Below are 20,581 nucleotides of genomic sequence, written 5' to 3'. Positions count from 1 at the left end.
GGCCTAGCTCGCCAGCTCGTAACCGGCCTCGTCGACGGAGGCGCGGATGGTCTCGACGTCGATGGGGGCGTCGCTGGTCACGGTGACCTGCCCGCTGGAGAGGTCGACCTGGACGTCGGTGACGCCCGGGATCTGGGAGACCTCACCACGCACCGCGCCGACGCAGTGGTCGCAGGTCATCCCGGTCACCGTGTACGTGTTCGTAGCCACCAGTCACTCCTCGTGTCCGTTCGCGGCGTACCCGGCCGCGCTAGCGTCAAACCTACTATACCCCCGCACGGTATGAAACGGGTGAGAGTCATGCACCGCTCCACCGGGCCCTGACACTCTCTCGACCATGACCCGCGAGGCCCTGGCGGACGAGATCGCCCGCGTCACCGGAGTGTCCCATGAGGACGGTGTGCTCCCGCTGTCCTCGGTGGACGTCATGCGAATCGTGAACATGCTTCGGATCCGCGGCCTCCCGGTGACCTATGCCGACCTCGCGAAGGACCTCACCCTGGACGCGTGGTGGACCCGCGTCAGCCACCTGCTGCGCACGAACCCCCATCTGGCGGCGTGAGAATCTCATGGCCCGATCACTGATGACCGCACTGGCCGCGAACGCGTGACTCCGCTCACACTTGAGACATGACCACGCTGGAAGAGATGGGCCAGGTGATGCGGACCGCCCCCGGTCCTGGCGCGGACGCTCACGAGGTCGCGGACTGGTACCGCCGCAAGGCGGACCTCCTGGACCACCTGGCCAGCGGCGGTTCAGGTGTGGAAGCCACCCGCATGCAGGCACTGGCTGATCTGGCTCGGGATCATGCCGATGAGTTGGTCTCGGTGTCCGCGGTGGGTTAGTGGCTTCGTTGCGCCGTGCAGGGTTCTGGCCATGCCCTGAAGGGCGCCTTCGGGGCACTCAACGTCCCCAACGCGCCTTTCACGGCAAACCAGCCCACCCCGGCACGCCCATCACCGTCGGCTCGGCCGAATCCGCCGGAGGACCCGGCAACCGTTGGCGGACACAGCACTGGCGCGGCGAACCGCGCTTCCTCAGAACAGCGTGGGTGGGCTTGCCGCCTCGAAGGCGTCGTACGTGTCCAGGCGGGTGCCCGCGTCGCAGGAGAAGCGGAGTGACAGTCCTGAGTGGTCGGTCAGGCGGATCGTCCTCGGCTCGTGTACGTACTCGCACTCGACGAGTTCCTCGGCCAGTTCCTTGCCGCAGTGGGCGTGGTCGTAGCGGTAGCCGTCGCCCGTGCGGCCTATCCAGCTGTGTTCCACCCGCTCCGGGTTCAGGTGGCGGTACGCGTCGACCAGGCCGTGCTTGTCGGTCAGGCCGCGGTAGAAGTCGTACTCGAACCAGCGGAACGTCGTGTAGGCCGGGTCGTGGTCCGGTTCGATCACGTTCAGGTCGCCCAGGACCACTGTCTGCGCGCCCGCGTCCGCCAGGCCTGCCGCACCGAGTGCCGACGAGAACTCCGACAGCCAGCGGCGCTTGCGTTCCGTCTTCTCGGCCGTTGCGTCTCGTGTCGGAACGTAAGTGCCCAGTATGCGAATCAGACCCATCTGGGTGGAAATCATTGCCCCGGTCACCCGATTGGGTAGGTACGACAGCATTTTGCCGATCGGGTCGGCCTGGACTGGCAGCTTGCTGACAATCATGACGCCGTACTCGGCGGGGGCCGGCTTGGGGTAGAGCACCGCGTAGCCGGCCGTGCGGAAGGCGTCGGCGAGGTGTTTGCAGCCGTCACTGGTCCTGGTCTCGGTCAGCACCAGCACGTCCTCGTCCCTGGTCGCGAGCCACGCGAGCTGGCGGTGGGCGCGTTCTTCTGACGGGCTGCCGATGTTGAGGGTCAGCATGCTGAGACCGGACATGAGAAGTGATGGTAGAGAGCGGATCTTTGCGGAAGAATCCCGCCCGTGATTGACGCCCCGGTCCCCACCAGGCCCATCTTCGCCGCGGCACCAGTCACGCTGGTCGCCACCGTCTTGTTCGCCGCCCTCATGGCCGTCAGCACCCGGTACGGCTACCACCGGGACGAGTTGTATTTCCGTCTCCTGGGTGAACAGCCCGCCACCGGGTACTTCGACACGCCCCCGCTCACGCCGATGATCGCGCGGCTCTCGGTCGCGCTGTTCGGCGACAACGTGGTCGCGCTGCGGGTCGTGCCCGCGCTGGCGGTCGCGGTGACCGTCGTGCTGGTCGCGCAGATCTGCCGGGAGCTGGGTGGCACGCGCGGCGCGCAGGTGCTCACCGCGGTCGCCATCGCGGTGTCGTCGATGGCGCTCATCGCAGGCCACATGCTGCTGACGCTCACCATCGACCTGCCGCTGTGGGCCGCGGCGATCTTGTTCATGTGCAAGGCGATCGAGCTCGACAGCCGCTGGTGGCTCGCGTTCGGCGCGGTGGTCGGCGCCGCCACCTACAACCGGCAGCTGATCGCCCTGCTCGTGGTCGGGATCGCCGTCGGCATCCTCCTCGCGGGTCCGTACTCGGTGCTCGGGTCGAAGTGGCTGTGGGTCGGTGCGGTGCTGGCGCTGGCGATCGCGCTGCCGAACCTCCTCTACCAGTCGTCGCACGACTGGCCGCAGGCCCAGATGGCCACGGCGCTCGACCTCGACGACGGTGCCGACAACCGGATCATGTTCGGGCCGCTGCAGTTCGGGCTGCTCGGGTTCGGATCGGTGCTGGCGGTCGCCGGGCTGGTGTCGCTGTGGCGGGGGCGCACGTTCCGGTTCCTCGTCATCGCCTACCCGGTGGCGTGCGCGGCGACGATCTACTCGGGTGGACGCGCGGACTACGTCGTGGGCTTCCTGATGGCGTTGTGCGCGGCGGGGTCCGTGCCCGTCGCGGCCTGGATGACCACGGCCGTGCGGCAGACCGTGGTGGTGCTCGGGCTCGTGGCCACCGCGGTCGTGTCCGTGCCGCTGGGGCTCCCTGTGCTCCCCGTGTCCGCGCTGGACGACCTGCCGATCGGCGAGGTGAACGAGACCGCTCCCGAGTCCATCGGATGGCAACGGTTCGCCGAGCAGATCGGTGAGGTCGCGAGCACCATCTCGGCGGAGGAGCGGGTGCACACGATCGTGCTCGCCGAGAACTACGGACAGGCCGGTGCGGTGGACCGGTGGTCGGACCAGTACGACCTGCCGCCGGTCTACAGCGGGCACAACGAACTGTGGTGGCGTGCCATGCCGGAAGAACACGTCGCCACGGTGATCATCGCCACCGACTCACCACGCACGCGGCAGCTGTTCAGCTCCTGCCAACGCCAGGCCACGGTGGACGACGGCGTCGGCTCGTGGAACGAGGAACAGGGCAAGCCGATCCTGCTGTGCTCCGGTCCGGTCCGGACGTGGGCGGCGCTGTGGCCCGAGATCCGCCACTACAGCTGACTCATTTCTCCGCCATCGCAAGGAGTTTCGTCACCGTGTTCCAGTTGCGCATGGTCGCGATCGCACCCTTGCGCGCCGGGAACGCCGCCAGGAGCTTGGAGTTCTGCGTGCCGTCCGGCACCCAGAAGTACGCCTCGCGCTCGGCGAGGTGCACGCGCTCCGGCTCGTAGGCGGCCGCGTCGATCTCCGGCCACGCCGGTGCCACGTCCATAAAGGACACGAAGTATCGGGATGGGTTGGTGGCCACCGCACCCAGCGGGTCCGCGGCGACCACCGCGCGTAACTCGTTGGCCGTCCGCAGCACGCAGTCGATGTGGAAGCCGGCACCTTCCTCCAGCACGGCCTCCACCTCCTTGCGCACGGTCGCGGGCTTCTTCTTCGTGCTGAACACCGCGTTGCCGCTCTGCAACAGCGTCCGCACGTCGTCGTACCCGAGGCCGGTCAGCCACGCGCGCAGATCGGCCATCGCCACGCGCCTCTTGGCGGCGAGGTTGATGGCACGCAACAGAGCGATGTAGACCATGGCGCGCACGATAACGCGCGGGACCGACACTTTTCGGCCCCGCGCGGGTGGATGGTCACGTCACAGCGCCGCCAGCGGGTCGATGTCGACCTGCGTGGCGTCGTCGTGGTCGGTGGACACCGACAGGTCGCGCCACTTCGCGTCGGTCTCCGCGCGGACCCGCGCCACCTGCGCGGCGTAGTTGACGGCGTCGCTGCCGAGCAGAAGGCGGACCGGCGGCTCGACGAGGTCGGCGACCGTCAGCACGACGTCCGCGACCTTCGCGGGGTCGCCGACGGCCTGCGTGACGATGCTGCCGCGCAGCATGGTCACGACCCGGCCGACCGTCTGCTCGTAGGGGGCCGAGATCGGCGGGATCCTCATCGACGAGCCTGCCCAGTCGGTGCGCATGCCACCCGGCTCGAGCACCGTGACCTTGATGCCGAGCGGCGCGACCTCCTGTGCCAGTGCCTCCGAGAAGCCGCCGACCGCGAACTTCGCGGCCTGGTAGGCGGACATGCCCGGCGTCGTCATGCGGCCACCGAGCGACGAGACCTGGATGATGTGGCCGCCGCCCTGCTCGCGCAGTATCGGCACCGCGGCCTTGGTGACGTTGACGACCCCGAACAGGTTGGTGTCGACCTGCTCGCGGAAGTCGGCGTCGGTGATGTCCTCCACGGCCGCGGTGTTGGCGTAGCCCGCGTTGTTCACGACCACGTCCAGCCTGCCGAACTCGGCGACCGCGGTGGCCACCGCGGCACGCGCCGCCTCGGGATCGGTCACGTCCAGCTGGACCGTCCGCACCTGCTTCCCGTACCGCTCGACCAGGTCGGACAGCTGCTCCGGAGTGCGCGCGGTCGCGACCACCTCGTTCCCCGCGGCCAGGGCTTTCTCCGCGATCTGACGCCCGAGGCCCCGCGAGCTGCCGGTGACCAGGAAGACCTTCGCCATGGTTCTCACACCTTCTAACTGACTGGTTGGTTAGCTCCTGTCTCCAGAGAAGCACCCCATGGCGGCGCTGTCAACTAGACGGTTAGTCAGGTACGGTGGATCACATGGCTGGTGATGCGGAGGCGACCAGGAGGAGGCTGCTCGACGCGGCCGCCAAGGAGTTCGCCGAGTACGGGATCGCGGGCGCGCGGGTGGACCGGATCGCAGCCGCGGCGCAGAGCAACAAGGCGCAGATCTACCACTACTTCACGAACAAGGACGGCCTGTTCGACGCGGTCATGCGCGAGCTGGCCGGGCACACGGTGCGCGAGGCACCGATCGACGCGGCCGACCTCCCGGAGTACGCGGGCAGGCTGTACGACCGCTTCGCCGCCGACCCGGTGATGGCGCGGCTCGCCAACTGGTACCGGCTGGAGGGCAGCGGGTACGCGGCGGTCGACCTGGTGGTCGCGAGCACGCGCGACAAGCTCGCCGCGGTGACCAAGGCGCAGGAAGAGGGCCTGATCCCGGACCGGTTCACACCGGTGGAGGTGCTGGCGCTCGTGGTGCACCTGTCGTCGCTGTGGTTCGCGGTGACACCCGAGATGGGCTTGCTCACCGAGGACATCCCGCACGAGCGGCGGCGCGAGGTCGTCGTCGCGGCCGTGCGGGCGCTGCTCAGGGATTGACCCCGCACAGCGCGCACAGTCGCGCACAGCCGGACGGTCGCGGAGGACGTGTGGGAGCGATACCTCCCGGGCGTGTCCTACAAAGCCGGTGTGCGCCTGACGGCCCCCGCGCTCCGGGTTGGCCGTGAAAGGCGCAGAAGGGGGCGCCAGCCCCACACCCCACCCGAGGTTGCCTGCCATCCCAGAGACCTGCCCCTCCGGCGAGGAGGCCCGTCCGGCGAGGACCATGATTTCCCGTTAACACAACCGCGTTGCTCAGGGGTTTACCGCGAGGAACAGGAACGCCGCCAGCAGGACCAGGTGCACGCCGCCCTGCAGGCGCGTGGCCCGGCCCGGCACGATCGTGAGCACGCTGACCACGACCGTCAGCGCCAACAGCACCAGCTGGGTGGAGCCGAGACCCAGCACCAGCGGGCCTTCGAGCCAGAACGATGCGAGCGCGATCGTCGGGATGGTGAGACCGATGCTCGCCATGGCGGAGCCGTAGGCGAGGTTGAGGCTGGTCTGGATGCGGCCGCGACGGGCGGCGCGCGCGGCGGCGAGCGTCTCGGGCAGCAGCACGAGCAGCGCGATCACCACGCCGACGAACGACGGCGGGAACCCGACCCCGGCCACGGCCTCCTCGATCGCGGGCGACTCGACCTTCGCCAGACCGACGACCGCGATCAGTGAGACGAGCAGCAGCGCGAGGCTGACCAGCGCCTCGCGGTTGCTCGGCGGGGCCGCGTGCTCGTCGCAGTCCTCCTGTTCCCGCTGGCCCTCCTGGGCCACGGGGAGGAAGAAGTCGCGGTGCCGCACGGTCTGCGTGAGCACGAACATCCCGTACAGGGCCAGCGAGGCCAGCGCCGCGAAGGCGAGCTGTGAGGACGAGAACTCGGGACCGTGCTGGCTGGTCGTGAAGGTGGGGAGGACGAGGCTGAGCGCGGCGAGCGTCGTGACGGTCGCGAGCGCGGCGCCGGAGCCCTCCGCGTTGAAGAGGGTCACGCGGAACCGCTGGGCACCGAGCAACAGCGACAACCCGACGATGCCCGTGGTGGTGATCATGAGCGCCGCGAACACGGTGTCCCTGGCGAGCGACGCGGACTCGGGCCCGCCGGACACCATGAGCGTCACGATGAGCGCGACCTCGATGACCGTGACCGCCACCGCGAGCACGAGCGACCCGAACGGCTCCCCGACCCGGTGTGCGACGACCTCCGCGTGGTGCACCGCGGCCAGCACGGCCGCGGCGAGGACGAGCGCGACGATGACGACCACGACGACGCCGAGGTCCCGGCCCCAGGTGCCGGCGAGCGCGAGAAGAGCGAGCACGGGCACGACGCGAGTCCACGACAACCACGCACTACGCCCGTTCGCTCCCACATCCCGACCCTAACGACCTTGACCGCCGTCGCGCCGACTGACCAGTCCGGATAGTCCGATTTCTCACACCGGGAGGTCGCCGGCGCGCGCCGGCCGGACTCGCAGGTCGTGCGGCGGGTTGACCAGGGCGCGGCGTGTGTGACCGATGTTGGACCGTAGCTCCACCCAGCCGATCTAGCGTCACTGTATGCACCTCCTCTTCCTCAGCCGACCCGCGCCGGGCCACCTGTACCCGACCCTGCGGCTCGCCGAGGAGCTCGGGGCACGCGGCCACGAGGTCACGTTCGCGTCCGGGGATCCCCACCTCGACGAGCAGGCCGGGTCCGGTGTGCGGGCGATCAGCTTCGGCAGGAGCGAGCGACAGCTGCTCGAGGCGCCGCTCTTCCTCGACGCCGTCGTCGCCGACCCGCGCACGGCGGCCGTCGCCTCCGACATGGCCCGCGCCTGGGACCTGCCACTGCTCGTGGCCGGCGAGAACCTGCCCGAGTCGCCGCACGGCTGGCCGCACGAGCGGGCGTACGAGTCGTACGTGTTCACCGTCCCCGGCGCGCGCGGCGCCGTGCACAACCCGTGGCGCCGCCACGGCCGCAGGCCGGTGCTGCTGGTCGACGGCCCGGCGCTCGGGCCACTGGTGCGCGCCTTCGGCCACACCGAGTGGCAGGTGGTCGTGAGCGACACGGAACTTCCGCACGCCGACGTCTTCCTCACCGACGGCCGCCTCGCCGCCGTGAGCGCGGGCCTGCGGGCCGGCGTGCCGATGGTCCTCGCCCCGAAGTCGGCCGAGGAGACCGCTTGCGCCGAGCAGGTCGCCGGGCTGGGTGTCGCCAAGGTCGTCGCCTCGTTCGACGACGCGCACGCCGAGGACCTGCGCAGGCTCGTGGAGCACCTGCGGGTCGACGAACCCGCGCGCGCCACCGCGCGACGGCTCCGTGAGCTGGTGGCCGCCGCAGGCGCACCGGCGACCGCGGCGGACCGCGTCGAGGGGCTCCTCGCGGCACCGCCGCTCGCACAGGCCGCCTGAGTCAGTGCGACGGCGAGGTCACGTCCTGCTCGGCCATGCCGAGGTCCGCGAGCGCGGTCTCGAAGGTCCTGTCCTCGTGTGCCTTCACCAGCAGCGCCGCGAGATCGCGCAGCTTGCGGTTGCTGTTCTGCGACGCGCGTTTCAGCACCTCGAACGCGTGCGACGAGTCGTACGTGTAGTGCCGCATCAGCAGTCCCTGCGCCTGGCCCACCAGAGACCGGGTGCGCAGCGCGGTCCGCAGCTGGGTCACGAGCTCCCGGGAGTCGTGGAACAGCGCCGCGTTCTCGAACGCGACGCCGGCGTGCAACGTCAGCAGCAGCACCAGGTCGTACGCGGACTCGCCGAACCGGTCGGCGTCCTTGGAGATCAGCGTGAGCACCGCGGTCTCCTCGCCGGGCGTGGACACCGGCAGGCACAGGCAGCTGCGGTAACCGGCGTTGACGAACTGCGTGCCGAACGAGGGCCACCGCTGGTCGACCGCCACGTCGTCGAGCCTGCGCGGTTCGCCGAAGGTCACCGCCTCGACGATCGGGCCGGGCACGAGCGGGTCGAACCCGAGATCGCGGCTGGAGTGCACGGTCTCGACGCCGGTCGCCGACCGCACCGTGATGATGGCGTCGTCACAGCCTGGCACCGTGCGAACGAGCCGCGTGACGAAACGGGCCATCGTGGCACTGAAATCGTCGTCGGCGACCAGTCTGGTGATCTCGACGAGCTCGCTCGCCACGCTCAGGATGTCGTCTGGCACGGAGGGAGTCTGAGCGGTGCGGGCGTCGATGGCAACTCCCTCCGGTGTTGCTAATGTGTGCCCATCTTCACGGTTACGAAGTCAGCCGTGCTTCCTCGTTCCCAGGAGGCCACTTTTGGCTGGCTCGGCAATGCTTCGCATCCGCCGCAGAACCGTCACCGGCGGTGTGGCGATCGTCTCCGTCGCCGGTGAGATCGACCTCGTCACGGCCGACACGTTTCGTGACAGCCTGTCGCCCCACCTGTCGGACCCCACGACGACACTGCTCGTGTGCGACCTGTCGCAGGTGGAGTTCCTGGGGTGCATCGGGTTGTCGATCCTCGTCGACGCGCGGTCGGCACTCACCGCCCGCGGCGCGCGGCTCTCCGTGGTCGCGAACAACCCCGCGGTGCTGCGGCCGGTGACGGTCACGGGGCTGCGGGACGTGCTCCGGCTCAGCCCGGACCTGCCTGCCGCACTCGATCAGTCCACTGTGGACTGAGCCGGGCGGCCCGGCCGGGGGCGCGAAGATCAACAGACGGCGCCGGGAGATGGCATGGTTGAGACATGGATGACGTCATCGACCGCATCACCGAACGCGGCGAAGAGGCACGGCAGACGCGGATCGTGGACGTGCTGGTGGCCGCGTTCGACGAGCTGATGAGCGCGGACCCGGTGGCGTTCCGCAGGAAGTTCCGCAAGATGGCGGCGGCACCGTTCGCGTTCTACCGGGGCAGCGCGTGCCTGTTCTACGCGGACATGGCCGAGGACGTGGACCCGTGGGCCGACGAACGCACGAGCAGGGTGTGGATCCAGGGCGACCTGCACGCGGAGAACTTCGGCACCTACATGGACTCGTCCGGCACGCTGGTGTTCGACGTGAACGACTTCGACGAGGCCTACCTCGGCTGTTTCACGTGGGACCTCAAACGCCTGGCCGCGAGCGTGGCACTGATGGCGTGGAGCAAGGCCATCTCTGACGCCGACATAGCCCACCTGATCAGCACGTTTCTCACGGCTTACGTTCACCAGGTCCGCTCGTTCGCCGACAACCCGGGCGACGAGGGCGTGCGGCTGCAGCTGGACAGCACGGAAGGCACGCTGCACGAGGTCCTGCTGCGGGCCCGCCTGCGCACCCGCACCGGCCTGCTGTCGACGATGACGAAGGTGGAGGACTACGAACGCCGCTTCTCCCGCGGTCCGGGCGTCCGCGAGCTGTCACGGTCCGAGCAGTCGGTGGCCATGGCGGCGTTCGAGTCCTACCTCGACAGCATCCCGGAAGGCAAACGCTTCGACGCGGGGACGTACCGCGTGAAGGACCTGGTGGGCCGCAGCGGTTTCGGCATCGGGTCGGCCGGGCTGCCCGCGTACAACGTGCTGGTGGAGGGTCACACGCAGGCCCTGGAGAACGACGTGGTCCTGTCGATGAAGCAGGGCAACGTGCCCGCCCCGAGCCGCATCGTCGACGAGCCCCGCATCCACGGCTACTTCGAGAACGAGGGCCACCGGACGGCGGTGTCGCAGCGGGCCCTGCAGGCGCACGCGGACCCGTGGCTGGGCTACACGTCCATCGACGGCACGGGTTTCGTGGTGACCGAGCTGTCCCCGTACTCGAGCGACCTGGACTGGTCGGAACTGACCGAACCAGCCGACATGGCTCCCGTCCTGAACTACCTGGGCCGCGCGACGGCCAAGATGCACTGCGTCTCGGACTCCGACTCGGAACAGACCCTGGTCGACTTCCAGAGCGAGGAGGCCATCGCGTCGGTACTCACGGACGAGAACGAGTTCACGACGACGCTGACCAGGTTCGCGATGAAGTACGCGGCCCAGACCCGCGAAGACCACAGCCTGTTCGTGAACGCCTTCCGCGGCGGTCAGATCCCCGGAATCTAACGCCGCGCCGCCGATGATTCGGGTTGTCTGCTGAGGGGTGTCTTCGATGGGTGGCTTGTGCCCTCCGGGGGCTCCTCGCCGGAGGGGCAGGTCTCCGGGGTGGCGGGGGCGTTGTTTGGCTGCGGTTGGGTGCGGGTCTGCCTGCCATCCCGTCGACCTCCCTACGGGCTTCCGCCCCGTGCTCGGTTGGCCTTCATGCCGTGAAAGGCGCTTTCAGGACGTGGCCCGATGGCATGAAGGACCCCTTCATCACACCGCACGCAATGAAGGGGCCCTTCGTCACACCGCACGCAATGAAGGGGCCCTTCATCACGGTGAACGCAACGAAGGGGTCCTTCATCGCAGGCGGGCGTTACGAAGGGGTCCTTCATGGCATCGCAGCTGTCTCGACAGCGTCTCCCGGGGCATTCCGCGCATGGCCGGCGAACCTGACCAGCAAGCCGCCTGGGGCGGTAGTGACGTGATGGCGCGGAGCGTTTACAATCCGCAACCCCGGGTATGCAATTTGCATATTCTTCCCCGCCGATCACCCCCCGAGACGAGAGATGATCGATCCGCCCGAGTTGATGCTCGCAACGCCGACCGATCGCCGTTTCTCCGACGACGACTGGCTGTTCGAACGGAAGCTGGACGGGGTACGCGCCCTGTCCATCCGTGACGGGTGGCGGCCACAGTTGTGGTCCCGCACCCACAAGCGCCTCGACGAGGGCTACCCCGAACTGGTGGAAGCACTCGGCGGGGCGGGCACGGACCGCTTCATCACCGACGGCGAGATCGTCCGTGCGGACGACGGGGCCGTCCGGTACTACCTGTTCGACCTGCTGTCCTTCGAGGGCACCGATCTGACCGGCCGTCCGCTGCGGGAGCGCAAGGAGATCCTGCGCACCGCCTTCCGCTACGACGGGTCGCTGCGCTACTCCGAGCACCGCGACGCCGAGGGCGAGGAGTACTACCAGCACGCGTGCGACAGCGGCTGGGAAGGACTGATCGCCAAGCGCGCCGACTCGCCCTATGTAGGCGGACGGTCCGCCGACTGGCTCAAGTTCAAGTGCGTGCGCGGCCAGGAGTTCGTCGTCGGCGGGTTCACCGAGCCGCAGGGCTCACGGGCCGGGTTCGGCGCGCTGATCGTCGGCTACCACGAGAACGGCGCGCTGCGGTACGCGGGCAAGGTCGGCACCGGCTACGACCACGCCACGCTGCGTGCGCTGCGTGCCCGCATGGACACCATGGCGCGGGACTCCTCGCCGTTCGCCGACCCGGTGCCGGAACCGACGGCGCACTGGATCCGGCCGGAACTGGTGGTGCACGTGGGTTTCAGCGAGTGGACCCGGGACGGCAGGCTGCGCCACCCCCGCTTCGGCGGGCTGCGCACCGACCGGCCACCGGCGGAGGTCGTCCGCGAAACCCGGTGACCACGTTTGCCGACGTGGGCGGGCGGTATCCCTACCGCCGAGGTGATACCGGTGCGTGAGTTCGACAAGGAAGGCCCCCGTGCGGAGGGCTCACCCGTCGTGTGGGCGGGACGTGAGGACGGTCCCGCGCTGGTGGTGATCGACCCGGCTGGCACGGCGCGGCACGACGAGCTGCCGCCGACCTGGGACCGGCTCGCCGACCACTTCCAGGTGGCGTGGTGCCGCGTCCCCGCGGGCAGGCGGTCCGTGGAGGACGTCGAGGACGTGTTCGAGACGCTCGCCGAGCGGCGCGCGACGGCGAACCTGGTGGCGAGCGGACAGGCCTGCGACTCGGCCATGGCCCTCGCCCGCCAGTACAGCGACATCGTGACGTCGGTGCTGCTGGTCGACCCGCCGGACGACGGGGACCCGCCCGCGGACACCGACATCGAGGTGCGGGTCGTGGCGCGCAGCCACCCCGGCCCGACCGACCGCGTCGAACCGCCCCTGCCGCTCGGCCACCCCGAGGTGGTGGCCGGCCTGATGACCGCGCTCTCGAGCATGGGGTGACGCGCACGTGACCAGCACGACCACAGCCACCCGCGCGTCCGCCGCCGACACGGCACGCCTGCTGCCCGCCGTGCTGCTGCCGATCATCGCGGGCGGTGTCATCAAGCGACGGCCGCCGCTCATGGGGCTCGTCGGGCTGCTCGGCGGCGACGAGCGCGCGGTCCGGGAGATCACGCGGCTCCGCGACCGCTACGGCGACGCGCCGCTCGCGCTGCGCGTGCCCGGCCGGGAGGTCGCGGTCGTGCTGTCGCCGGCGGACGTCGGTGCCCTGCTGGCCGGGACGCCCGACCCGTTCACCCCGGCGAGCACGGACAAGGTCGGTGCGCTGAAACACTTCCAGCCGCACGCCGTATTGATCACCCGCGACGAGCGGGTACGCGCGAAACGCCGTGCCGCCAACGAGAAGGCGCTCGACACCGGGCGCCCGCTGCACCACCTCGCGGAGCCGATCCACCGCGTCGTCACCGAGGAGGCGGCGGCGCTGTCCGGCAGCACCCTCGACTGGGACAGGTTCGACGCCACGTGGCAACGGGTGGTCCGCCGGATCGTGCTCGGCGACGCAGCGCGCGACGACGTGCGGCTCACCGAGCTGCTGGACCGCTTGCGCCGCACCGCGAACTGGGCCTGGCTCGCGCCGAGGCGGCCCCGGCTGCTGTCCGAGTTCACCGAACGCCTCCGCGCGCACGTCGCGCGTGCCGACCCGGACACGGTCGCCGCCGGGTTGTCACACGGCGTCGACACCGAGGTTGATCCGGTCGGGCAGGTGCCGCACTGGCTGTTCGCGTTCGACGCGGCCGGCATGGCGATCATGCGCACGCTCGCCGTGCTCGCCACCCACCCGGACGCCGCCGCCCGTGCCGAGACCGACACCGGCGAGCCCGCGCGGCTGCCGTTCCTGCGGGCGTGCGTGCTGGACACGTTGCGGCTGTGGCCGACGACACCGGCCATACTGCGCGAGACCACGACACAGATCTGGGGTCTGCCGGAGAACACCACGGTGCTCGTGTTCGCGCCGTACTTCCACCGCGCGGTCTCGAACCGGTTCGAACCGGACCTGTGGCTGGACGGGCGCGCACAGTCACAGCCCGCGCTGGTGCCGTTCAGCGGCGGCCCCGGCCAGTGCCCTGGCCGGAACCTGGTGCTGTACACGACGAGCACGATGCTCGCCGCCATGCGCACGCACCGTGAGTACGAGCTGGTCGGTGACCACGGTCTGCGCGACCGCACGCACCTGCCCGGGACACTGGACAACTTCCACCTGGAGTTCCGGGCCACAGCACGTTGATCCGGGTGCGGGGCGGGTACCCCCACGTCATGGCTATGACGAGACCCGGTCCTGTGCGGTGGGTCCGCTACGCCTACGGCGGACGCCTGCCGGACCGGTACCGCGACTGGGTACTGCACGACACCACCGACCGCGGCTGGCTGCTGCGTTTCGCACTGCGGGTGACCGCGCAGGCACTGCCGTGGCTCATCGCGGCGGGCCTGGTGCTGACGTTGTTCACACCACTGCCGGTCGGCTGGACGTTCGGCGCGCTCGCGATGGCGCTGGGAATGAGCCTGTACTTCACGCTCACCAGCGCGGACGAGCTGACCGAAGCGCGGCTGGTGAAGCACGGCTTCACCGCGGGCACAGGCAGGAAACGCCGCAAGGACAAGCATGTTTCGCAGTGGTGAGACGTGGAACGTCTTTCCATGCACGCGATCGAAGGAGGAGAAAACCAGTGACCACCATTGAAAAGTCGGTGGATGTGCAGGCTCCCGTGCGGACCGCGTACAACCAGTGGACCCAGTTCGAGTCATTCCCGAAGTTCATGGAGGGCGTGGACCGCATCGAGCAGACCACGGCGACGAGAACGCACTGGCACACCACGATCGGCGGCGTCACGCGTGAGTTCGACGCCGAGATCACCGAGCAGCACCCGGACGAGCGGGTGGCCTGGCGTTCCGTCAGTGGCCCGAAGCAGTCCGGTGTCGTGACGTTCCACCGCATCGACGACGCCACCACGCGGGTGCACCTGCAGATGGAGTTCGAGCCCGAGAACCTGACCGAGAAGGCGGGCGCGGCGCTCGGCGTCGTCGGCCACCGCGTCCAGGGCGACCTCGGCCGGTTCAAGGAGTTCATCGAGCACCGCGGCACCGAGACCGGTGGCTGGCGCGGTGAGGTCGACCGTTCGCCGCAGCAGGGCGAGTCGCGCATGGCCTCGCGCGGTGGCAGCCCGGCACAGAGCGTACCGCCGCAGGGCGACCCGGACTTCGCGGGCGAGCACACGAGCTCGACGTTCGCGAACGAGCCCGCGCCGGAAGGCCCCGACGAGTCGGTGCCGAACAACCCGGCGGGCATGGACCGCAACCGGCGCAACCCCCTCTGAGTGACCCTTTCCGGCGGCGGCGCGATGACTTTCGCGCCGCCGTCCGGTCTACCCACCATGAACCTGCCGAAAGTGGTGCGCCGCGAAGAGTGGCTCGACGCCCGCAAGGAACTGCTGACCAGGGAGAAGGCGCTGACCAAGGCTCGCGACGAGCTGGCCGCCGCGCGGCGCTCGCTGCCGATGGTGCCGGTCGAGAAGGAGTACGTGTTCGACGGACCGGGCGGGCCCACGACCCTGCTCGACCTGTTCGACGGACGCCGCCAGCTGATCGTCGACCACTTGATGTGGGCCTACGACGTCGACGAGGACGGCAACGAGGTCCCGCGCGACACGGGCTGCCCGAGCTGTTCCGCGCACGCCGACAACATCGGCCACCTCGTGCACCTGCACCAGCGGGACACTTCGTTCGTCGCGGTGTCGCGGGCGCCGTTCGCGAAGATCGCCCCGTTCCGGGAGCGGATGGGGTGGACGTTCCCCTGGTACTCCTCGCACGGCAGCGACTTCAACCACGACTACCACGTGACGCTCGACGAGCGGGTGCGGCCGGTGCTGCTGAACTACCGGACCGTCGACGAGCTGGCCGCGCAAGGGTTCGAGTGGTCACCCGCGCGCCGAGGCGACTACCCCGGGATGTCGGCGTTCCTGCGGGACGGGGACCGGGTGTTCCACACGTACTCGACGTTCGCGCGCGGGCTGGAGCAGGTCGGCGGCACCCTCTACTACCTCGACATGACGGCCCTGGGCCGGCAGGAACCGTGGGAGAAACCGGAAGGCCGGGCCACGGCGTTCGGCGTGCAGGCCGGCAGCCCGGACCTCCGCTTCCACGACGAGTACTGAGCCCGTGTCGAAGCCCGTGGTCAGGCCGCCTCGTGGACCGTGCGGGAGAACTCGGCGTCGTAGGGCGGGGACTCGCCGTCGAGGTTGAAGCTCCACGACACCGTCGGCGTGATGCGCAGGTAGTGCCCGGCGCCGAACTGGCCCTCGCGCTCCACCAGCTCCGCCGTGCCGTAGACCCGCAGGAAACGCGGCCGCCACGGGTCGACCGACTTCAGGTCGTCGATGACGAGCGCCACCTTCTCGTTGCCCGCGCCGACGTTGCGGAACTTGCGGGTCCGCACCGGGTCGCGGCCGCCGACGTAGAAGTGGGTGCCGTCGAACTCGAAGCCCACCGGCGCCACGTCCGGCTGCCCGTCCGGCGCGACCGTCGAGATGCGGGCCAGCTGCTGGGAACGCAGGTAGGCGACCTCCTGCTCACTGAAGGACACGTCGTCACTCCTGACTGTCAATGATGCTAACTGTACACGGCATTAACTATCTACGTCGGGTACCGTAGGGCCGTGGAGGAGACCGCGCAAGGGATAGACGTCACCGCCGGGCTGGTGCGGCTGTCGTTCCTGGTCCAGGAGATCTACGCGCGTGTCTCCGAACGGCACGACCTCACGCCGGTGCAGGCCAAGCTGCTGTGCGTGGTGGCCGACGGCCCGCGTGGCATGGCCGACCTCGCGAACCACTTCGGTGTCGAGCGCGCCGCCCTCACCGGGCTCGTCGACCGGGTCGAGCGCCGGGGGCTCGCGGAACGCACCGCCGTCCCGGGGGACCGCCGGGCGCTGCACGTGTCCCCCACCGAGACCGGCTGCCAGGCCGCGTTCGCGTTCAAGGCCGAGATCGCGGCGGAACTCCGCAAGCTCGTCGCCGGGCTGTCGCCGGGGCTTGCCGAGCACCTCCGGGAGGCCCTGGCCCAGATCGTCGGCGCGTACCCGCAAGGCTGCCCGCGCGGCCACAGCTAGCCCTGCCCGGCAGCGGTTTTCCTTTCAGGACAAGCGGTTCAGGGAAAGCAGGCCGGCAGGCAGGGACGGGTCCGCTGGCAACCGGATCTCGGTCAGCGCGGCGTTCTCCAGCAGCGGGAAGCAGTGGCGGTAGCGGGCGACCGGCAGTCCCATCAGGACGCACAGGCCGATGCGGAACAGGCTGCTGTGCGCGACGACGAGCACCGTGCCCTCGTGGTCCCCGTCGATCTCACGCAGTGCGGCGGCACACCGCTCTCCCGCCACCCGCAGCGGTTCGGCGTTCGGGAAGCCGTTCGCCTCGGGATCGTCCCGGAACCGCCGGACGGCCTCGGGGTCCATTTCGGACAGCGTGTGGCCCTCCAGGTCGCCGAAGTCGACCTCACGCAGGTCCGGCCGCAGACGCAACGACACCCCCAGGGCCGCCGCGGCAGGGGTCGCGGTGGCGACAGCCCGCCGCTGCGGCGAACTCACCACGACGCCGACCCCCAGCGCGACCGCGGTCCTGCCGAGCCGCTCGGCCTGCCGCAGGCCGCGGTCGGTCAACTCGGGTTCGCTGCGGCCGCCCGCGTACCGGTTCTCCTCGTGCCACACGGTTTCCGCGTGCCGGGCCAGCAGAAGACGGCTCATGGCGACAGCATGCACCAGGTCCCACACGCCGACGACAAGCCGGTGGAGATCCTCAGCCTGTTCGGGAAACATGGCAAGAAGATGCACGGCCGGGCGCGGCCCGCGCGGGTACGGTGACCTCCATGGCCTGGCTGCCCAGCGACTTCTCGCACCCGACCTGCGTGCCCGTGTTCGACGGTTTCCACCTGCGGCCGATCCGGGCGTCCGACACCGAGATCGACTACCCGGCGGTCATGGGGTCGCGGAAGCGGCTGTGGGACATCTTCGGTCCCGCGTGGGGCTGGCCGCCCGACACCATGACGCCCGAGGAGGACCGCGCGGACCTCGCCAGGCACGAGCGCGAGATCGAGGCGCACCAGTCGTTCAACTACGCGCTGCTGAACCTGGACGAGACCGAGCTGTTCGGGTGCGTCTACATCGACCCGCCGGAGCGGGCGGGCGCGGACGCGGAGATCAGCTGGTGGGTGGTCGACGACAAGGTCGGCACACCGCTGGAGGACGCCCTCGACTTCCTGGTCCCGAGGTGGATCGAGAAGGGCTGGCCGTTCGAGAAGCCCAGGTACCCGGGCCGGGACCTCAGCTGGGCGGAGTGGATCGCCCTACCCGGGGCCTGACCCCTTACTGAGGGCACCATGCCCCCCTCGGCACCCGAAGTAAGGGGTGTTGGTGCGTGATCGTCCGATGCCGGGACCCGGGCCTCAGGACGAGTCTTCTCCTTGTCACCGAAACGAGGAGAAGAGACATGTTCACCACGCAGGAAGCCATCGCCGCCGAGATCAGCTACCGCATGGAGCGCGCTCAGGACGGAGCGCTGCGCGCACAGGTCGAGCGCCCGTCGCTGCTGCGCGGCCTGTTCTCGAAGAAGGCGCCCAGAACCGGACCGAGAGTGGTCACGCGGGGTAGGCCGCTGTCCGCACGAATCTGACGTCGGACCGCGGCACCTCGCGGCCCTCGTCGTCGACGAACGCCACGCGCAGCGGGCGACCGTCGGCCGAGCGGCGCAGCAAGGTGGGGCCGAGCGAGTAGGGCCGGTGCTCGTCGCCCCACTGCTGCAGCGCGCCGAGCACGACCCGCAGGTCGGCGCCCGCCTCGGTCAGGTGGTACTCGTGCCGGGCGCGTTTGCCCTCCTCCTGGTAGGGCCGCCGCTCCAGCACACCCGCCTCTACCAGCGTGTTCAGCCGGTTCGTGAGGATGTCGGGTGCGACGCCGAGGGTGGCGCGGAAGTCGGCGAAGCGGGTCGTCCCGGACATGGCCTCGCGCACCACCAGGAACGTCCACCGCTCCCCCAGCACTTCGAGACTGCGGGCGATCGAGCACGGCGTTTCCATGACCTCGATCATACCCCTGGATTGGCTTTTCCAACTCATGCTAACTTGGAAATACCAACTCAGCTTCCAGGGAGATCCCGATGCAGATCGAAGGCACCACCGCACTCGTGACCGGCGCCAACCGCGGCCTCGGCAGGCGCTTCGCCAAGGCGCTGCTCGACCGCGGAGCGGCCAGGGTGTACGCCGCCGCGCGCAACCCCGAGACCGTCGACCTGCCCGGCGTGGTGCCGGTGCGGCTCGACATCACCGACCCCGCCCAGGTGGCGGCCGCCGCGGCACTCGCGTCCGATGTCGCGCTGCTGGTCAACAACGCAGGCTCCAGCACGCACGCCGGGCTGCTCGACGGCGACCTCGACGACGTGCGCCTGGAGATGGACACCCACTACTTCGGCACGTTGTCGGTGGCCCGCGCGTTCGCGCCGGTGCTCGCTACGAACGGCGGCGGCGCGATCCTGAACGTGCTGTCGGTCCTTTCGTGGACGGCACTGCCCACCACCGGTGCGTACTCCGCAGCGAAGGCGGCCGAGCTGTCGCTCACCAACTCGCTCCGGCTCGCGCTCGCCGAGCAGAAGACGCTGGTCACCGCCCTGCACGTGGGGTACATGGACACCGACATGGCCGCGCACGTCGACGGGCCGAAGAGCGACCCGCTCGTGATCGCGAACCTGGCACTGGACGGTGTCGAGGCAGGCGCGCCGGAGGTCGTGGCGGACGACATCTCCCGCACGGTGCGGGCCGCGCTGTCGGGGCCGCTGGCGAACCTGTACCCCGACGTGGCGTGAGGCCGATATCGTCGCGGCCGTGCTGATCCCGTCGACCGTCGAGGACGCCGTCGCACTGCAGTCGGCGCTGGCGCCCTCGGTGGTCCGGACGGCGCCGCCGGGCTTCGCGCCCCGCACCGCGACGGGCCTGGACGTGGCGTACGCGGCCGGCTCCGAACTGGTCGCGGCGGCCGTGGTGACGGTCGGCATCGCGACGGGCGAGGTGCTGGAGTCGGCGACGGCAATCGGCGAGGCGACCTTCCCGTACGTGCCGGGCCTGTTCGCCTTCCGCGAGCTGCCGACCCTGCTGACAGCGCTCGACCGCCTGCGCACGACCCCCGACCTGCTGGTCGCCGACGGCCACGGCCTGGCGCACCCGCGCCGCTTCGGCCTGGCCTGCCACCTCGGCGTGGAGACCGGCCTCCCGGCGATCGGCGTGGCGAAGACCCCGATGGCCGACTACGAGGCCCCCAGACCCGCCCGCGGCTCGACCACCCCGCTGTGGGACGGCGGCGACGAGGTCGGCGCGGCCCTGCGCACCCAACCGAACGTGAAACCGATTTTCGTGTCGATCGGCCACCGGATCGACCTCGCGACGGCGTGCACCCTCGTCCTCGCCCTGGCGACCCGCTTCCGCCTCCCCGAGACCACCCGTCAGGCCGACCACCTGTCCCGCAGGACATTGCGGGCGCAGCAGGCGCACTGAACCGTTTCCGAACCGCCGACGAGGTGGACTACCGCGGTGAAGTGCGTTAACTCTTTGTGTCGCTCGTCAATCCTTCGGGTTCACACTGGGTTCTCGGGTTCAAGAGTGCGAGGATCAGGGCATTCGGGTTTTGCCGCGGGACTGTAGGGGCCCCTGTCGGCGTTCACCTGAACTAGCTGGAGGGTCGCGGTGACCAAGCAACAACTGTCCGTGCAGTCCGCACCAAGACACGTCCCACCCGCTCGGAAACGGCCGGCACCCATCCCTGGTGAGCGCCTCCGGCGCGCCGTGGACGCCGTGCTCGCCGGGCTCGGCACCGAGGGCGCCGACCTGGCCCGCCTGGACGACGCCCTGCGCGCCGCGCTCGCGTGGACCGCCGCCGCCGGTGACACCTGCCGGATCGCACCCGCCGTGCGCCAGGTGCGGGACGCCCGCACCAGCCTCGTCCACGGCGACACCGAGCACGCCAGGTCCGCGCTGATCGCCGCCCGTGACGGCCTGCACGTCGTGCCGAAGCAGCGCATGCACTGACAT

General features: G+C 70.0%; 27 protein-coding genes and 1 pseudogene. 19 read left to right on the top strand and 9 right to left on the bottom strand.

Going from position 1 to position 20,581, the window contains the following annotated elements:
• Positions 1-3: 3 nt before the first annotated feature.
• Positions 4-210, bottom strand: coding sequence for a heavy-metal-associated domain-containing protein (locus FHR82_RS19090; RefSeq protein WP_184811816.1), 207 nt, complete (start codon positions 208-210; stop codon positions 4-6).
• Positions 211-337: 127 nt separating this feature from the next.
• On the opposite strand from FHR82_RS19090, the gene FHR82_RS19085 reads away from it, so the two are divergent.
• Together FHR82_RS19085 and FHR82_RS19080 are read left to right on the top strand one after the other, a co-directional pair.
• Entirely contained in the window at positions 338-562 is a 225-nt protein-coding gene (locus tag FHR82_RS19085) for a hypothetical protein (protein ID WP_184811815.1), read from the top strand.
• 68 nt (positions 563-630) lie between these two features.
• A complete protein-coding gene (locus tag FHR82_RS19080; RefSeq protein WP_184811814.1) occupies positions 631-846 on the top strand; it encodes a hypothetical protein in 216 nt (71 codons plus the stop codon).
• Between the two features lie 192 nt (positions 847-1,038).
• Here FHR82_RS19080 and FHR82_RS19075 read toward each other — a convergent pair whose 3' ends face one another.
• Complete coding sequence (locus FHR82_RS19075; protein ID WP_184811813.1) at positions 1,039-1,860, bottom strand: endonuclease/exonuclease/phosphatase family protein; 822 nt, start codon at positions 1,858-1,860, stop codon at positions 1,039-1,041.
• 45 nt (positions 1,861-1,905) lie between these two features.
• Here FHR82_RS19075 and FHR82_RS19070 point away from each other — a divergent pair, with 45 nt between their 5' ends.
• Entirely contained in the window at positions 1,906-3,378 is a 1,473-nt protein-coding gene (locus FHR82_RS19070) for a glycosyltransferase family 39 protein (protein WP_184811812.1), read from the top strand.
• Between the two features lies 1 nt (position 3,379).
• Here FHR82_RS19070 and FHR82_RS19065 read toward each other — a convergent pair whose 3' ends face one another.
• Together FHR82_RS19065 and FHR82_RS19060 are read right to left on the bottom strand one after the other, a co-directional pair.
• Entirely contained in the window at positions 3,380-3,901 is a 522-nt protein-coding gene (locus tag FHR82_RS19065) for a DUF1697 domain-containing protein (protein ID WP_184811811.1), read from the bottom strand.
• 60 nt (positions 3,902-3,961) lie between these two features.
• On the bottom strand, positions 3,962-4,831 hold the full coding sequence (locus tag FHR82_RS19060; protein WP_184811810.1) for an SDR family NAD(P)-dependent oxidoreductase: 870 nt from the start codon (positions 4,829-4,831) through the stop codon (positions 3,962-3,964).
• 104 nt (positions 4,832-4,935) lie between these two features.
• Between FHR82_RS19060 and FHR82_RS19055 the strand changes: the two genes are divergently transcribed.
• Positions 4,936-5,499: a TetR/AcrR family transcriptional regulator gene (locus FHR82_RS19055; RefSeq protein WP_184811809.1), complete on the top strand. Its 564-nt coding sequence runs from the start codon at positions 4,936-4,938 to the stop codon at positions 5,497-5,499.
• A 255-nt stretch (positions 5,500-5,754) separates the two neighbouring features.
• Here the strand turns inward: FHR82_RS19055 and FHR82_RS19050 are convergent, their stop codons facing one another.
• Positions 5,755-6,834, bottom strand: coding sequence for a calcium:cation antiporter (locus FHR82_RS19050; RefSeq protein WP_221464001.1), 1,080 nt, complete (start codon positions 6,832-6,834; stop codon positions 5,755-5,757).
• A 214-nt stretch (positions 6,835-7,048) separates the two neighbouring features.
• On the opposite strand from FHR82_RS19050, the gene FHR82_RS19045 reads away from it, so the two are divergent.
• Complete coding sequence (locus tag FHR82_RS19045; protein WP_184811807.1) at positions 7,049-7,882, top strand: glycosyltransferase; 834 nt, start codon at positions 7,049-7,051, stop codon at positions 7,880-7,882.
• A gap of 1 nt (position 7,883) precedes the next feature.
• Here FHR82_RS19045 and FHR82_RS19040 read toward each other — a convergent pair whose 3' ends face one another.
• Entirely contained in the window at positions 7,884-8,630 is a 747-nt protein-coding gene (locus FHR82_RS19040; RefSeq protein WP_311771164.1) for a GAF and ANTAR domain-containing protein, read from the bottom strand.
• Positions 8,631-8,760: 130 nt separating this feature from the next.
• Between FHR82_RS19040 and FHR82_RS19035 the strand changes: the two genes are divergently transcribed.
• The 8 genes and pseudogenes from FHR82_RS19035 to FHR82_RS19000 all read left to right on the top strand — a co-directional run bounded on the left by FHR82_RS19035 (position 8,761) and on the right by FHR82_RS19000 (position 15,675).
• Entirely contained in the window at positions 8,761-9,111 is a 351-nt protein-coding gene (locus FHR82_RS19035) for an anti-sigma factor antagonist (RefSeq protein WP_184811806.1), read from the top strand.
• A 65-nt stretch (positions 9,112-9,176) separates the two neighbouring features.
• The gene (locus FHR82_RS19030; RefSeq protein ID WP_184811805.1) at positions 9,177-10,505 is read left to right on the top strand and encodes a DUF2252 domain-containing protein; all 1,329 of its coding nucleotides are present in this window, start codon (positions 9,177-9,179) and stop codon (positions 10,503-10,505) included.
• A gap of 545 nt (positions 10,506-11,050) precedes the next feature.
• Positions 11,051-11,917, top strand: coding sequence for a non-homologous end-joining DNA ligase (gene ligD / locus FHR82_RS19025; RefSeq protein WP_225944079.1), 867 nt, complete (start codon positions 11,051-11,053; stop codon positions 11,915-11,917).
• Positions 11,918-11,968: 51 nt separating this feature from the next.
• The gene (locus FHR82_RS19020) at positions 11,969-12,466 is read left to right on the top strand and encodes a hypothetical protein (protein ID WP_184811804.1); all 498 of its coding nucleotides are present in this window, start codon (positions 11,969-11,971) and stop codon (positions 12,464-12,466) included.
• 7 nt (positions 12,467-12,473) lie between these two features.
• Positions 12,474-13,751, top strand: a complete 1,278-nt coding sequence (locus tag FHR82_RS19015; RefSeq protein WP_184811803.1) for a cytochrome P450 — start codon at positions 12,474-12,476, stop codon at positions 13,749-13,751.
• A gap of 29 nt (positions 13,752-13,780) precedes the next feature.
• Positions 13,781-14,143, top strand: coding sequence for a DUF5313 family protein (locus FHR82_RS19010; RefSeq protein WP_225944078.1), 363 nt, complete (start codon positions 13,781-13,783; stop codon positions 14,141-14,143).
• 47 nt (positions 14,144-14,190) lie between these two features.
• A pseudogene (locus FHR82_RS19005) lies at positions 14,191-14,640 on the top strand (SRPBCC family protein); the annotation flags it as partial.
• A 255-nt stretch (positions 14,641-14,895) separates the two neighbouring features.
• Positions 14,896-15,675: a DUF899 domain-containing protein gene (locus FHR82_RS19000; RefSeq protein WP_184811801.1), complete on the top strand. Its 780-nt coding sequence runs from the start codon at positions 14,896-14,898 to the stop codon at positions 15,673-15,675.
• A 20-nt stretch (positions 15,676-15,695) separates the two neighbouring features.
• On the opposite strand, the gene FHR82_RS18995 is transcribed toward FHR82_RS19000, so the two are convergent.
• Positions 15,696-16,103 (bottom strand): PPOX class F420-dependent oxidoreductase, encoded by a 408-nt coding sequence (locus FHR82_RS18995; RefSeq protein ID WP_184811800.1) that lies wholly within the window; start codon positions 16,101-16,103, stop codon positions 15,696-15,698.
• A 72-nt stretch (positions 16,104-16,175) separates the two neighbouring features.
• Between FHR82_RS18995 and FHR82_RS18990 the strand changes: the two genes are divergently transcribed.
• Positions 16,176-16,625: a MarR family winged helix-turn-helix transcriptional regulator gene (locus tag FHR82_RS18990; RefSeq protein ID WP_184811799.1), complete on the top strand. Its 450-nt coding sequence runs from the start codon at positions 16,176-16,178 to the stop codon at positions 16,623-16,625.
• A gap of 24 nt (positions 16,626-16,649) precedes the next feature.
• On the opposite strand, the gene FHR82_RS18985 is transcribed toward FHR82_RS18990, so the two are convergent.
• Positions 16,650-17,252 carry a histidine phosphatase family protein gene (locus FHR82_RS18985; RefSeq protein ID WP_184811798.1) on the bottom strand — a complete coding sequence of 201 codons (603 nt, stop codon included), beginning with the start codon at positions 17,250-17,252 and terminating at the stop codon, positions 16,650-16,652.
• Between the two features lie 122 nt (positions 17,253-17,374).
• Here FHR82_RS18985 and FHR82_RS18980 point away from each other — a divergent pair, with 122 nt between their 5' ends.
• Together FHR82_RS18980 and FHR82_RS18975 are read left to right on the top strand one after the other, a co-directional pair.
• A complete protein-coding gene (locus FHR82_RS18980) occupies positions 17,375-17,866 on the top strand; it encodes a GNAT family N-acetyltransferase (protein WP_184811797.1) in 492 nt (163 codons plus the stop codon).
• 128 nt (positions 17,867-17,994) lie between these two features.
• Positions 17,995-18,177, top strand: a complete 183-nt coding sequence (locus FHR82_RS18975) for a hypothetical protein (RefSeq protein WP_184811796.1) — start codon at positions 17,995-17,997, stop codon at positions 18,175-18,177.
• Here FHR82_RS18975 and FHR82_RS18970 read toward each other — a convergent pair.
• The gene (locus FHR82_RS18970; protein WP_184811795.1) at positions 18,143-18,580 is read right to left on the bottom strand and encodes a winged helix-turn-helix transcriptional regulator; all 438 of its coding nucleotides are present in this window, start codon (positions 18,578-18,580) and stop codon (positions 18,143-18,145) included. The two genes, FHR82_RS18975 and FHR82_RS18970, sit on opposite strands and share 35 nt — an antisense overlap.
• An 80-nt stretch (positions 18,581-18,660) precedes the next feature.
• Here FHR82_RS18970 and FHR82_RS18965 point away from each other — a divergent pair, with 80 nt between their 5' ends.
• The 3 genes from FHR82_RS18965 (at position 18,661) to FHR82_RS18955 (ending at position 20,578) form a co-directional block, all read left to right on the top strand.
• Positions 18,661-19,362 (top strand): SDR family oxidoreductase, encoded by a 702-nt coding sequence (locus FHR82_RS18965; RefSeq protein ID WP_184811794.1) that lies wholly within the window; start codon positions 18,661-18,663, stop codon positions 19,360-19,362.
• Between the two features lie 19 nt (positions 19,363-19,381).
• A complete protein-coding gene (locus FHR82_RS18960; protein WP_376706424.1) occupies positions 19,382-20,047 on the top strand; it encodes an endonuclease V in 666 nt (221 codons plus the stop codon).
• Positions 20,048-20,236: 189 nt separating this feature from the next.
• Positions 20,237-20,578: a hypothetical protein gene (locus tag FHR82_RS18955; RefSeq protein ID WP_184811793.1), complete on the top strand. Its 342-nt coding sequence runs from the start codon at positions 20,237-20,239 to the stop codon at positions 20,576-20,578.
• Positions 20,579-20,581 lie beyond the last annotated feature (3 nt).

The organism is Actinophytocola algeriensis, from assembly GCF_014203735.1.
GTDB classification, from domain to species: domain Bacteria; phylum Actinomycetota; class Actinomycetes; order Mycobacteriales; family Pseudonocardiaceae; genus Actinophytocola; species Actinophytocola algeriensis.
Note: the sequence above shows the minus strand (reverse complement) of the source record. Positions and strands in the feature narration are given on the sequence as shown.